At 69.1% G+C, this 12,212-nt stretch carries 17 protein-coding genes; 10 read left to right on the top strand and 7 right to left on the bottom strand.

Going from position 1 to position 12,212, the window contains the following annotated elements:
* Nucleotides 1-20: 20 nt before the first annotated feature.
* From ABD154_RS05360 to ABD154_RS05350, 3 genes are read right to left on the bottom strand one after another with little or no spacing between them, the layout of a single operon-like run.
* Entirely contained in the window at nucleotides 21-917 is an 897-nt protein-coding gene (locus ABD154_RS05360; RefSeq protein ID WP_211979199.1) for an SURF1 family cytochrome oxidase biogenesis protein, read from the bottom strand.
* Complete coding sequence (locus tag ABD154_RS05355) at nucleotides 917-1,129, bottom strand: hypothetical protein (RefSeq protein WP_137824030.1); 213 nt, start codon at nucleotides 1,127-1,129, stop codon at nucleotides 917-919. Before ABD154_RS05355 ends, ABD154_RS05360 begins: the two co-directional genes overlap by 1 nt.
* Nucleotides 1,126-1,719 carry a DUF3099 domain-containing protein gene (locus ABD154_RS05350; RefSeq protein ID WP_211979200.1) on the bottom strand — a complete coding sequence of 198 codons (594 nt, stop codon included), beginning with the start codon at nucleotides 1,717-1,719 and terminating at the stop codon, nucleotides 1,126-1,128. Before ABD154_RS05350 ends, ABD154_RS05355 begins: the two co-directional genes overlap by 4 nt.
* Nucleotides 1,720-1,838: 119 nt before the next feature.
* Here ABD154_RS05350 and ABD154_RS05345 point away from each other — a divergent pair, with 119 nt between their 5' ends.
* The 3 genes from ABD154_RS05345 to ABD154_RS05335 all read left to right on the top strand — a co-directional run bounded on the left by ABD154_RS05345 (nucleotide 1,839) and on the right by ABD154_RS05335 (nucleotide 3,877).
* Complete coding sequence (locus ABD154_RS05345; protein WP_198498821.1) at nucleotides 1,839-2,549, top strand: beta-ketoacyl-ACP reductase; 711 nt, start codon at nucleotides 1,839-1,841, stop codon at nucleotides 2,547-2,549.
* 76 nt (nucleotides 2,550-2,625) lie between these two features.
* The gene (gene fabI / locus ABD154_RS05340; protein ID WP_137824033.1) at nucleotides 2,626-3,384 is read left to right on the top strand and encodes an enoyl-ACP reductase FabI; all 759 of its coding nucleotides are present in this window, start codon (nucleotides 2,626-2,628) and stop codon (nucleotides 3,382-3,384) included.
* Between the two features lie 4 nt (nucleotides 3,385-3,388).
* Nucleotides 3,389-3,877, top strand: coding sequence for a SixA phosphatase family protein (locus ABD154_RS05335; protein WP_211979201.1), 489 nt, complete (start codon nucleotides 3,389-3,391; stop codon nucleotides 3,875-3,877).
* On the opposite strand, the gene serB is transcribed toward ABD154_RS05335, so the two are convergent.
* Together serB and ABD154_RS05325 are read right to left on the bottom strand one after the other, a co-directional pair.
* Complete coding sequence (gene serB, locus ABD154_RS05330) at nucleotides 3,855-4,514, bottom strand: phosphoserine phosphatase SerB (RefSeq protein ID WP_249121059.1); 660 nt, start codon at nucleotides 4,512-4,514, stop codon at nucleotides 3,855-3,857. The two genes, ABD154_RS05335 and serB, sit on opposite strands and share 23 nt — an antisense overlap.
* On the bottom strand, nucleotides 4,511-5,245 hold the full coding sequence (locus ABD154_RS05325) for a hypothetical protein (protein WP_344250498.1): 735 nt from the start codon (nucleotides 5,243-5,245) through the stop codon (nucleotides 4,511-4,513). Before ABD154_RS05325 ends, serB begins: the two co-directional genes overlap by 4 nt.
* Nucleotides 5,246-5,288: 43 nt before the next feature.
* Here ABD154_RS05325 and ABD154_RS05320 point away from each other — a divergent pair, with 43 nt between their 5' ends.
* The 5 genes from ABD154_RS05320 (at nucleotide 5,289) to ABD154_RS05300 (ending at nucleotide 9,543) form a co-directional block, all read left to right on the top strand.
* On the top strand, nucleotides 5,289-6,074 hold the full coding sequence (locus tag ABD154_RS05320; protein ID WP_198498818.1) for an ABC transporter ATP-binding protein: 786 nt from the start codon (nucleotides 5,289-5,291) through the stop codon (nucleotides 6,072-6,074).
* Between the two features lie 15 nt (nucleotides 6,075-6,089).
* Nucleotides 6,090-6,908, top strand: coding sequence for a sulfite exporter TauE/SafE family protein (locus tag ABD154_RS05315; RefSeq protein ID WP_211979203.1), 819 nt, complete (start codon nucleotides 6,090-6,092; stop codon nucleotides 6,906-6,908).
* Between the two features lie 25 nt (nucleotides 6,909-6,933).
* Nucleotides 6,934-7,845: a TrmH family RNA methyltransferase gene (locus tag ABD154_RS05310; RefSeq protein WP_211979204.1), complete on the top strand. Its 912-nt coding sequence runs from the start codon at nucleotides 6,934-6,936 to the stop codon at nucleotides 7,843-7,845.
* Nucleotides 7,821-8,864, top strand: a complete 1,044-nt coding sequence (locus ABD154_RS05305; protein ID WP_344250493.1) for an RNA polymerase subunit sigma-70 — start codon at nucleotides 7,821-7,823, stop codon at nucleotides 8,862-8,864. Before ABD154_RS05310 ends, ABD154_RS05305 begins: the two co-directional genes overlap by 25 nt.
* 76 nt (nucleotides 8,865-8,940) lie before the next feature.
* Entirely contained in the window at nucleotides 8,941-9,543 is a 603-nt protein-coding gene (locus ABD154_RS05300) for a maleylpyruvate isomerase family mycothiol-dependent enzyme (protein WP_249121062.1), read from the top strand.
* Between the two features lie 16 nt (nucleotides 9,544-9,559).
* Here the strand turns inward: ABD154_RS05300 and ABD154_RS05295 are convergent, their stop codons facing one another.
* Nucleotides 9,560-10,057 (bottom strand): hypothetical protein, encoded by a 498-nt coding sequence (locus ABD154_RS05295; RefSeq protein ID WP_211979205.1) that lies wholly within the window; start codon nucleotides 10,055-10,057, stop codon nucleotides 9,560-9,562.
* A gap of 259 nt (nucleotides 10,058-10,316) precedes the next feature.
* Here ABD154_RS05295 and ABD154_RS05290 point away from each other — a divergent pair, with 259 nt between their 5' ends.
* A complete protein-coding gene (locus ABD154_RS05290) occupies nucleotides 10,317-11,102 on the top strand; it encodes a phosphatase (RefSeq protein ID WP_249121063.1) in 786 nt (261 codons plus the stop codon).
* Between the two features lie 74 nt (nucleotides 11,103-11,176).
* Here the strand turns inward: ABD154_RS05290 and ABD154_RS05285 are convergent, their stop codons facing one another.
* Nucleotides 11,177-11,740 (bottom strand): YbaK/EbsC family protein, encoded by a 564-nt coding sequence (locus ABD154_RS05285; protein WP_211979207.1) that lies wholly within the window; start codon nucleotides 11,738-11,740, stop codon nucleotides 11,177-11,179.
* A 177-nt stretch (nucleotides 11,741-11,917) separates the two neighbouring features.
* Here ABD154_RS05285 and ABD154_RS05280 point away from each other — a divergent pair, with 177 nt between their 5' ends.
* Nucleotides 11,918-12,172 carry a type B 50S ribosomal protein L31 gene (locus ABD154_RS05280; protein ID WP_009375892.1) on the top strand — a complete coding sequence of 85 codons (255 nt, stop codon included), beginning with the start codon at nucleotides 11,918-11,920 and terminating at the stop codon, nucleotides 12,170-12,172.
* Nucleotides 12,173-12,212 lie beyond the last annotated feature (40 nt).

Raw genomic sequence — 12,212 nt, 5'->3', positions numbered from 1 at the left:
CTTGGAGCTGCGCACAGGGCTCACCTCGGGCGGAAGCGCTCCTCGAGGAGCTCGTCCTCCTCGGCTTCGTCCCGACCGCGCACGGTGGGACTGACGAAGCGGCTGCGACCGTACCGGCTGCCCGGTTGGCTGACCTTGGCCCCGGCGTCGAGGGCCGCCTTGTCGACGACGACGTACTCGGTGTCGCTCGTCGCAGTGGCCAGCGCCTCGGCGGTCGCCTTCCGTTCCCGCCGGGCCGAGATCGACACGGCGATGATGATCATGATCCCGAACGCGAACCACTGGAGCATGTAGGACAGGTGGTTGCCGGGGTTGAGGTCGGGCGCCGGGAGGGGAGTCAGACCCTCGGCCTGCGTCGCCCCCGTCGTCACCTCCTCGGCGTAGACATTGGCGTACGCCGCGTCCATGCCGGGGATCCGGGCCGGGTCGATCGCCTTGATCATGCCCTCGGGGTTGTCATCGTCGGAGCCGTCCTGGGCGATCTTCAGCCGTGCGGTGATCGTCTGCTCACCGGCCGGGGCGTCGGGCACCGCGGTCGATTCGGGCACCCATCCGCGCACGATCGCGATCGTCTCTCCGCTGGTCAGGGTGAACGGGACGACGACGTAGAAGCCGACCTTGTCATTGACGGTGCGGTTGCGGGCGAGCACGGTGTCCGCGGTCTCGAAGCGACCGGTCAGCGACACCGGCGTCCATTCCGCGGATTCCGGCAGCGTCGCCGAGGTCGACGGGAGCACCGCGGAGATGTCGACGGGAGCCGCCGAGTAGTTGGCGTTGATCGTGTCGATCTCCGCCTGGCGTTCGGCGCGGCGGTCCTTCTGCCACAGGGCGAGGAACACGCACGCGATGACGACGATGATCGTCATCGCGATGTATTTGAGCCACCGGGCACTGAAGAGGAATGAGTAACGGGCCATCAGCCGGCGTCCTCCGGGATCTCGTCGACGGAAACATCGGTGCGATAGAAGCTGCGCAGGGTGAGGAACTCCCGCAGCTGGTCGAGGTGCTCGTCACAGGCGAGCCACACCTTGCGCCTGACAGGCGTGTGCAGGCGGGGATTGTTCCACAGGATCGCCCGTGTCGCATCGGCTCGGCATCCCTTGGCCGAGCACCGCAGTGCCTCGGTCACCGTCGGCCACCCGCGCTCTCCTCGTCGTCCTCGACGATCTCGCCGTTGCTGTCGGCGGTGAAGTGATGCTCGCTCTCGGTCATCCGCGGGGACGACGTCCGCGGGGATCGCTGCGCAGACGGACCCGCCGAGGCGGTGCCCGGGTCGGTCCCGGCACCGCCGGTTCCCGGAGTGTCGGTCTCGGGATCGACGGTCTCCCCGGGGATCGTCTCGCCCCGCGGCGTGCGCCCGGTCCCGGAGTCCTTCGCGGTCGCATCGCCGGGTTCCCCGCCGAGGGTGTCGCCGCTGATCGTCTCGCCCCGGCCGGGCGGCAGCTGGTCGAGGGGAGCGGAGTCGATGAGGGCCGAGCGGTCGTCGCGGGAGCGCTCCCGTCCGGCGTTGGCGAAGATGACAGCCGGATAGGGCAGGAGCACGGCGCCGGCGACGCAGATCCACATGAGGACGTGCTGCGAGGCGACGAACGCGAAATAGGCCGCCACGAAGCAGAGAGTGCGGATCCCCATGGTGATCGAATACTTGATGATCCTCGACTTCATATCGTCGTCGAGCGCAGTGTCTGCTGTGGTGATCTGCTGCGGGTGCTTGGCCATAACCTTCTTCACTCGGGTCTACCTACAAAATCATACGCTTCGTTTGTGGGAGCATGTCGAGGCCGCACCAAACACGGTAGGTTGGTCTCCGTACTGTCGTTCCAACAGAAGAGAGTCCCGTGTCAGAACCACGTGTAGTCCTCGTCACCGGAGGCAACCGCGGAATCGGCCGCACCATCGCCGAGGAGTTCCTCGCCAACGGCGACAAGGTGGCCGTGACCTCCCGCAACGGAGATGCCCCCGACGGCGCCCTGGCCGTCGCCGCCGATGTCACCGACTCCGCATCCCTCGACGCCGCGTTCAGCGAGGTCGAAGAGAAGCTCGGACCCGTCGAGGTGGTCGTCGCCAACGCCGGCATCACCCGCGACAACCTGCTCATGCGCATGGACGACGACGACTTCGCAGCGGTCATCGACACGAACCTCACCGGCGCCTACCGCACCGTGAAGCGCGCGATCACCAACATGATCCGCGCGAAGAAGGGCCGCATCGTCCTCATCTCCTCGGTCTCCGGCCTCTACGGCGTCCCCGGCCAGGCGAACTACTCGGCGTCGAAGGCCGGACTCGTCGGCTTCGCCCGCTCGATCACCCGCGAGCTCGGCTCCCGCGGCATCACCGCCAACGTCGTCGCCCCGGGCTTCATCCGCACCGACATGACCGATGAGCTCGACGAGAAGCAGCAGAAGGACTACCTCGCGACGATTCCCGCCAAGCGCTTCGCCGAAGCCGATGAGGTCGCCCGCGTCGTCCGCTGGGTCGCCTCCGACGACGCCTCCTACATCTCCGGAGCCGTCATCCCCGTCGACGGCGGCCTCGGCATGGGACACTGACAACAGCCCCTGACCCCGGACACTGAGCAGCCCAGCGCTGCACTGACACCAGAGAACAGACTGAGAAAGGACCACCATGGGAATTCTTGACGGAAAGCGCATCCTCGTCACCGGTGTGCTCACCGAGGCGTCGATCGCCTTCGCCGCCGCCCGCATCGCCCAGGAGCAGGGAGCCGAGGTCATCCTCTCGAGCTTCGGCCGCCAGATGAAGATCACCCAGGTCATCGCCGAGCGCCTGCCCGTGACCCCGCGCGTCATCGAACTCGACGCCACCAGCGAAGAGGACCTCGCCGCTCTGCCCGAGCGCCTCGAGGGCAACATCGACGGCATCGTCCACGCGATCGCCTTCGCCCCGAAGGACGCCCTCGGCGGCGTCTTCCTCGACACCCCGTGGGAGTCGGTGCAGGCCGCCATCCAGGTCTCGGCCTACTCGCTCAAGGCGATCACCGTCGCCGCCCTCCCGGTGCTCAACCCGGGCGCGGGCATCGTCGGCCTGACCTTCGATGCGACGATCTCCTGGCCGGTCTACGACTGGATGGGCGTGGCCAAGGCCGCCTTCGAGTCGACCGCCCGCTACCTCGCGAAGTACGTCGGCGACAAGGGCATCCGCGTCAACCTCGTCTCCGCGGGACCGCTGAAGACGACGGCGGCGACCTCGATCCCCGGCTTCGGGACGCTCGAGGACATGTGGGGCGAGCGCGCCCCGCTCGGCTGGGACCAGAAGGACACGACGCCGGCCGGCAAGGCCATCGTCGCCCTCGTCTCCGACTGGTTCCCCGCGACGACCGGCGAGATGGTCCACGTCGACGGCGGATTCCACTCGACCGGCGCCTGAGACCATGCCCGTCCTCATCCTCGCCCGGCACGCGAAGGCCGAACCGAACGGTCCGACCGACTTCGAGCGCTCCCTGAGCGCGACCGGTCTGGCCCAAGCCGTCGAGGCGGGGGCCGAGATCGCCGAGCGCTGGTCACCTGAGGTGGCCATCGCCTCGGCGGCCCGGCGCACCACGCAGACCGGGCAGGCCGTCGTCGAGGCCGTCAACCGGGTGACCGGCGGCGACCTCGAACTCGTCCTCGACGAGTCCCTCTACGGTGGGGGAGTCGAGGACTGGATGGACGCGATCCGATCGATCCCGGCGGCTGCGACGTGTGCGTACATCGTCGGCCATCAGCCCACCGTCGCCGAGGTGGTCGGTCACCTCTCCGCCGACGCCGGAGTCCCGGAGTCGTTCCGTCCCTCGTCGCTCGCGGTCTTCGACCTGCCGTCGTGGGATGTCGAACCGGGAGCCTATCCCGTCCCCGAGATCATGTCGTTCCGAGGAATCTGACCGCCTCGGCGAGATCGCGGGTGTCGATCGCGACGTCCGCCGCCGCTCTCAGCGCCGGCTTCGCACAGAATGCGACCCCGAGCCCGGCCGCGCCGATCATGCCGATGTCATTGGCACCGTCACCGATCGCCACGGTCCGCTCGGGGTCGCAGTCGTATCGGCCGACGAGTTCGGTGAAGATCCGCTCCTTGGCCCCCGGGTCGATGACGGGACCCTGCGTGCGTCCCGTGAGACGACCCCCACTGACCTCGAGACCGTTCGCGTGGACCTCGGTGATGCCGAGGGACTGAGCGAGCGGGGCGATGACGGCGGAGAAGCCGCCGGAGACGAGGGCGACGACTCCGCCGGCGGCCTGCACGGCGGCGACGAGCTCGGCGGCTCCGGGGGTGAGCGTCACCCGCTCCCGCACCGCGTCGAGGACGGAGACGGGAAGACCCGCGAGCAGGGAGACGCGCTCCGCCAGGGATGCTGCGAAGTCGAGCTGACCGGCCATCGCCCGCTCGGTGATATCGGCGACCTGGGCGCCGACTCCGGCATGGTCGGCGATGAGGTCGATGACCTCCTCGTTGAGGAACGTCGAATCGACGTCCATGACGAGCAGCTGGACGGGGGCGGCGAGCACGGGAGAGTCAGTCACCCCCTCATCGTAGCCACCGCAGTGACATAGTCCGCGGCGGCAGGGTGGAGCCGTGCGAGCAGCTCGCCGAAGACCGGCGGGTCGAGCGTGGCCGGGGCGAGGACGGTGCGCATCCGCGCGTGGATGTCGAGGGCGGCGAAGATCGCCCGCGAATCGACGTCGAGCGGCAGGAGCGTCGTCAGCGGGTGCGTCGCCGTCAGCTCCTCCTGCCAGTCCCGCCACGGCGCGCTCCGCCACTGCTCGGGCACGTCGATCGACTCGACGATCGACAGGCCCTCCATGACGAGCAGCCGCAGCCGGCGCAGCGCCTCGGCGGGCGTCTCGACGGTGACGGGACGATAGACCGACTCCCGGCACGCGATGACCTCGACGTTCGCCTCGGCGCCGAGCAGCATGATCCCCACCTGATCGGCTCCCCGGTGGAGGACGATCGGGGCCGGATGGCGACCGACCCGCGCACGGTCCTCCTTCGCGACCGGCGGGGTGGTGTGCGGCAGGGAGGGATGGTGGAGGGCGAGGCGGGCATGGGTGATCCCAGCCGCCTGCGCGGCCGCGGCGAAGAGGAGGAGACCGGTCGGACTCGGCGTCTCCAGGACGGCATCGGAGACGATGAGAGGAACATCACGCTCGGCGTCGAGGAAGGCAGTGCTGACCTCGTCGGGGGCGCGGGTCCCCGAGAGGCGGTGATTGAGGGCGAGCGTGAGCAGCAGCGAGTCGAGCAGTGAGTCCATGTCGGACCAGAATAGACCCACCGCTGAGATAGAGTTGGGTGATATGAGTGATGTGCTGACTGTGGATTCCGTGTCCGTGCGCCGCGGGGAGAGCTTCCTCCTCCGAGACTTCTCCCTCACCGTCTCCGAAGGCCAGCATTGGGTCGTCCTCGGCCCCAACGGCGCCGGCAAGACGACGCTGCTCGAACTCGCAGCAGGACGCATGCATCCCACATCGGGCAAGGTCGGCATCCTCGAGGAGCGCCTCGGCCGGGTCGACGTCTTCGAGCTGCGTCCGCGCATCGGCTACGCCTCGACCGCGCTGGCCGGGCGCATCCCGAACTCCGAAGCCGCCCTCGACACCGTGCTCACCGCGGCCTACGGCGTCACCGGTCGCTGGGTAGAGCAGTACGACGAGACCGACATCGACCGTGCCAAGGACCTGCTCGCGGCCTTCAACATCACCCACCTCGCCGAGCGCACCTTCGGCACCCTCTCGGAAGGCGAGCGCAAGCGCGTCCAGATCGCCCGTGCGCTCATGACCGACCCCGAACTCCTCCTCCTCGACGAACCTGCCTCCGGCCTCGACCTCGGCGGCCGCGAGGAGCTGCTGAGCGCGCTCACGGAGATCCTCTCCTCGAAGTGGGCTCCGGCGACGATCATGGTCACCCACCACGTCGAGGAGATTCCTGTGGGCATCACCCACGCGCTCCTTCTCGGCGGCGGGAAGGCGGTCGCGGCGGGTCCGCTCGATGAGACGCTCACGGCGGCCAACCTCTCGGAGACCTTCGGCCTCGACGTCAAGCTCACCCGCGACGGCGATCGCTTCCACGCGCGCTCCCAGTCCTGAACCGCGGCTGACAGCGTGGAGATCTGGCAGATCGCACTCATCATCCTCGCCGGCATCGGCGCCGGGGGGATCAATGCCGTCGTCGGATCCGGGACGCTCATCACGTTCCCCGTCCTCGTCGCCTTCGGGGTGCCCCCGGTGGTCGCGACGATGAGCAATGCCGTGGGCCTCGTCCCCGGCAACATCGCCTCGTCGTTCGGGTACCGGGAGGAGCTCAAGGGGCAGTGGAAGCGGTTCGCCGGGTTCGTTCCGGCCTCCCTGGCCGGGTCTCTCCTCGGCGCGTATCTGCTCCTCCACCTGCCCGAGGACGCGTTCGAGACGATCGTGCCGATCCTCCTCGTCCTCGCCCTCGTCATGGTCGTCGGCCAGCCCTATCTCTCCCGGTACCTCAAGGAGCGGGCGCTGCGACGGGAGGCCACCGAGGTGGCCGTCGCCCCCACCGCGCTCGACGGCTCGGGTGCGGGGCTGGGACCGGCGAAGTACACGGTCGCGCTCATCATCATCTTCCTCACCGCCATCTACGGCGGATACTTCGCCGCGGCGCAGGGGATCATCCTCGTCGCGCTGCTCGGGCTCATCCTCACCGACGACCTGCAGCGGCTCAACGGGCTGAAGAACGTCCTCGTCCTCGTCGTCAACACCGTCTCGGCGACGACGTACATCATCGTCGGTCACGACCGGATCAACTGGACGGCGGTCGTCTGCGTGGCAGTCGGCTCGCTCATCGGCGGCTACATCGGGGCCCGGGTGGGACGGAAGTTCTCCCCGAGTCTGCTGCGGGCGGTCATCGTCGTCCTCGGCATCGTCGCGATCGTGCGGATCCTCACGCTGTGAGCGGCGCTGAGTTGGGGGACAGGCAGTGAACACTCCAGCGAAGGCTCCGCTGACTCGGGAGCAGATCATCGCACGGGCCGCGGAACTCGGGATCGCCGCCGGCCGCCTGGACTTCTTCGACGCCGCCGAGGTCGGCGGGGGTGCTCGGGCCACCGGTGCTGCGGGTGAGGCGCTGTCGGATTACACGAACCTCACCGACGTCGCCCTGCGCAGCGTCCGCGAACCGGCCGAGGGTCTCTTCATCGCCGAATCCTCGAAGATCATCCGCCGGGCCCATGCCGCGGGCATGGCACCGCGGTCGTATCTGACGAGCCCGAAATGGCTCTTCGACCTCGCCGATCTCATCGCCGGCAATGACGCCCCGATCCACATCGGCACCGACGCCGCCGTCGAGGCGCTCACCGGCTTCCACCTCCACCGCGGGGCACTCGCGGCGATGGAGCGCCCGGCCCTGCCCGCACTGGCTGATCTGCTCGCCGAGGCCCGCCGGGTCGTCGTCATCGAGGACGTCGTCGACCACACGAACGTCGGCGCGATCTTCCGCTCCGCCGCGGCCTTCGGCGTCGATGCCGTGCTCGTCACGCCGCGGTGCGCCGACCCCCTCTACCGCCGGTCGATCCGGGTGTCGATGGGCACGGTCTTCCAAGTGCCGTGGACGCGCATCGACCCCTGGCCGGGCGGGGTGGCGACCCTGCGGGAGCTCGGCTTCCACGTCGCCGCCCTCGCCCTCGACGAGGACTCGGTCTCGATCCAGGAGTTCGCGGCCACCGCCCCGGAGCGCACCGCCGTCGTCTTCGGCACGGAAGGCGACGGTCTGGCCAGGGCGACGATCGCCGCGGCCGATTCGACGGTGATGATCCCGATGAGCGGGGGAGTCGACTCCCTCAACGTCGCCGCCGCCTCGGCGGTCACGTGCTTCGCCCTGCAGGGACGGTGAGCCAGCGGGCGTGCGACAATGACGCCATGACGTCCGTCACACCGACCGTCGACGACCTCGAGGCGATGCGGGGCAGGCTCACCGCATTCTGCTACCGGATGCTCGGCAGTGCCGCCGACACCGACGATGCCGTGCAGGAGACGATCATCCGCGCACACGGTGCTCTCGACCGCTTCGATCCCGCCCGGGGGCAGCTCTCGACGTGGATGCACCGGATCGCTGCGAACATCTGCATCGACCTCGCCCGCAGCGCCGCGCGCCGGGAACTCGCTGTCGATCTCGGTCCCGCCCGCACCCGCGCCGACTCCGCTGACCTCGGAGAGCCGCTGCCCGCCGATCGCTTCGTCGAGCCGATGCCCGACGCCGCGGTGATCTGCGCCGACGATCCGGCCGACATCGTCGCCCAACGGCAGTCGGTGCGGCTCGCCTTCGTCGCCGCCCTCCAGTGTCTGGCGCCGCGCCAGCGCGCGACCCTCCTCCTGCGGGAGGTGCTCGGCTTCGACGCCGCCGAGACCGCCGACATCCTCGACACGAGCGTGCCCGCCGTCAACAGCGCCCTCCAGCGGGCCCGAGCGCGCCTGTCCGCGGCGGCGCCCGAACCCCTCGCCCAGCAGTCCCTCGCCGATCCCGACCAGCAGCGACTGCTCGACGACTACGTCGCCGCCTTCGAGGCCCACGACGTCGGCGGGCTCAAACGTGTGCTCCGGGAGGACCTGCGGATGTCGATGCCGCCGTTCGCGTGGCGGCTTGAGAGTCGTGAGGAGTTCCTGGCTGTCTTCGCCGCCGCCGATGCCTGCGTCGGCGATCGTCTCCTGCGGGTGCCGATCAACGGCACGGCCGGGTTCGGGCAGTACCGCCGTGAGGGTGATGTGCTCCACCCGTTCGCGCTCGTCGTCCCCGAGATCCGTGACGGGGCGATCGCCGAGATCGTCACGTTCCTCGGAACCGGTGACCGGTTTGCGGAGTTCGGGCTGCCGCTGCGCCTCGAGCCGGGCTCGGTGCCGCCGGGACGCCGGTGACCAGGACAGATGGATTCAGCGGAAGAAACCTTTCCCCGGAGCGATGAATCGAGCGCCCCTCATCCGTATCAGGAGTATGACTGAGAACATGAATGAGAAGCTCATCCGCAGTGAGACCACTGCCGAACGCACCCGGCTGACCGATCTCCTCGCCGGCCTCACCGAGGAGCAGTGGGCGACGCCCTCGCTCTGCGCGGGGTGGCGGGTGAGAGAGGTCGCCGCTCACCTCTCGATGCCCTTCCGGCTCAGTGTGCCCCAGTTCCTCTTCGGCGTGGTGAGCAACGGCTTCCGGTTCGATCGGTTCGCCGATCGGAGGGCGAGAGCCGACACGGAGTCGCTCTCGGATGCGCAGCTGCTCGCTGTCCTGCGGAACAACATCGACACCGACTGGCGGCCACCGGGAGGCGGCGTCGTCGGCGCGCTCAGCCACGATGTCATCCACGGCCTCGACATCACCGAACCACTCGGGCTGCCGGCGGCTCCTCCCGAGCGGATCCGGATCGTCCTCGACAACGCGGGGGAGCGGAACCTCTCCCATTTCGGCGTCGACCTCACCGGTTCGCGGCTCATCGCCGACGACGTCGACCTCACCCTCGGGGACGGACCGCGCGAGATCCGCATGAGCGCCAAGGAGATGCTGCTGACGGTGACGAAGCGTGCCGGCGGAGCGGTGGTCTAGCGGGCGTGCCCCGCGCTCAGCGACCGGCCTGCTCCCGCAGCCAGATGAGGTCGCGGGCATCGACGACGACGGAGCGCAGCGCCGCGATCTCCCGCCACGCCGCAGCGAGGTCGTCGTCGGTGAGTTCGACGGCGAGCTCACCGGACTGGGACTCGTCCTCAGCGAGGTAGGCCGCACCGGGGGCAGCGGCACCGAGGTTCGGCGACCCGAGCAGGGCGCGACGGCCGACGAAGAAGCAGTGCGTGCGCAGGCGGTCGACATGCTGGATCTGGACTCCGGTGTCGACGAGCAGCTGCAGACCGTCGACCGAGAGATACCCGCCGGCGACGGCCACGGGATCGATCGTCGTCACCACCGCCCACGTCCGCGGGGAGCCTGCGGCCGCCTCGGCGATGCGCTCACCGAAGTTGCGGGCGAGGTGAGGGCTGACGAGGATGACGTCCTCGTCGGGAGCGGCGAAGGCGCGCTCGAGCCAAGCCGCCGGATCACTGATGACGCGCATCGCTGAGCTCATGCCACCAGGGTACGCGCACTCCGCCCGGTTGAGGAGGTCCCTTGTTGACTGGCCTCGGTGGCCCTCCTCAGCGCTCGAGGCATATGTCTTCTGTGTGAACACCTCGGGAACACCCGTCTGTGCCCCCGTCCTCACGGGCGTGCGGGGGCTGGGTGGTCGCGGGACTGTATAGAGTTGTGGGAGCCGTTGCCGAGAACCGACTGGCGATGGCGGAGAGACCGGCGCTGTGGCAGCACAGCCGCCCCGTATGAGGAGATCAGTGGACCGCACGACCCTAGCCCAAGCCCTGGAGACCGGACGCATCACGGGGGAGGTGGCGACACCGCGGGACAACAACCTCGACCACATGCGGCGCTTCCTCGCCGGAGAGCGCCAGTTCGACTTCGGGGTGAGCCTCACCGCGGACTGGGACTTCGACTCCGTCTTCGCGCTCATGGTCGAGCGCGCGGGCCTACGCCCGGAGAAGGACTTCACCCACGGGGTCGACACGATCTCGACCGAGCGCTGCATCGACGCCCTCGAACGACTCGCGGCCGCCATCGGCGACGTCGCCCGGGCCGGGGGACGGATCCTCTTCGCCACCGGCCACCCCGCAGGCCTCCTGCCTGTCCATATGGCCATCGCCGAGGCGGCTGAGGAGCGCGGGGCCGTGATCGTGCGGCAGTCGTCCTCGGTCCCGCTGCCCGCACTCGGCGGCGACCTGCGCGAGATCGACCGGGTCTGGGTCTGGCAGCTCCACGGCGGCACCCCGCACACGCATCTCGCCGAACCGATGCAGACACTGCTCGACGACCTCGCCCGCCGGGGCGAGCCGCTGCCCGACCTCATCGTCGCCGACCACGGCTGGGCCGGGGCCGCCTCGGCGCGGGGTCTGCGCACCGTCGGCTATGCCGACTGCAACGATCCGGCGCTCTTCGTCGCCGAAGCCCAGGGCGCCATGGAGACGGTCGTGCCCCTCGATGACGACGTCGACCCCTACCTCTACGGTCCGCTCATCGAGTTCGTCCTCGACCGGGCCGGCCTCGAACGGGCAGAACTCGACTGAACTGAACTCGACTGAGCAGAAGCGGACGGCGCGGGGCCAGACCTGGCGCTGCCGGGTGAGTCCGGGCGCCGTTCTCAGGCGATGGTGGTCGCCAGGCCCTCGATCACCTCGGCGCCCGGCAGGGACGCGAGTGCCGCACCGGAGAGTAAGAGCTTCGACCCGCGGATGCCGGAGCCGATGATGAGCTCATCGGCCTCGGCGACGCGGGAGTCGATGAGGATCCGGTAGGTGTCCGGCAGGCCGATCGGGCCGATGCCGCCGTACTCCATCCCGGATTCGCCGACGGCCCGATCCATCGGCAGGAACGAGGCCTTGCGGACGTCGAGGAGCTTCTTCACGCGCTTGTTGACGTCGGCTCGAGTGTCGGCGAGGACGAGGCAGGCGGCGATCCGCTCCTCGCCCGAGCGGGCACCGGCGACGAGGACGCAGTTCGCCGAGGTCTCCGGGCCCAGCCCGGTCGCTGAGAGGAGGGCCGCGGTGTCGGCGATCTCGGGATCGATCGCGAAGACCTCGACGTCACCGGTGACCGTCGGCAGTGCCGCGGCCGTCGGGGCGGCCATGAGCTCGGGTGCCTGAGCGGCGGGGCGCACGTCGAACTGCGCGCTGAGACGGGATCGGGTGGGGAGGGCAGTGTTCATGACCACAGTCTAGGAGACCGGTGTCGAATCGCATTGGGAGCGTGCGTCGGTTAGACTGGACTGTCGGTTCGCGTCCGGTTCCTACGGCGCGAAGCGTTTTCAGCAGACGAATTCGGGCACTGGCGGATGGGTCGAACCCATACCAGGCGCCTGAGCGGATTCAGCAAAGGTAAGAATATGAAGAAGGACATCCACCCGGAATACGCGCCGATCGTGTTCAACGACCTCGCGTCCGGCACCAAGTTCCTCACGCGCTCGACCGCGAAGAGCGACAAGACGATCGAGTGGGAAGACGGCAACACCTACCCCGTCATCGACGTCGAGATCTCCAGCGCTTCGCACCCGTTCTACACGGGCAAGCAGCGCATCCTCGACTCCGCGGGCCGCGTCGAGAAGTTCAAGGACCGTTACAAGGGCTTCGGCAAGCGCTGATCCCCCTCGCGGTTCCCACCGCGAACAAGCTGCCCCGCAC

It is taken from the genome of Brevibacterium sanguinis, from assembly GCF_039528855.1.
GTDB classification, from domain to species: domain Bacteria; phylum Actinomycetota; class Actinomycetes; order Actinomycetales; family Brevibacteriaceae; genus Brevibacterium; species Brevibacterium sanguinis.
Note: the sequence above shows the minus strand (reverse complement) of the source record. Positions and strands in the feature narration are given on the sequence as shown.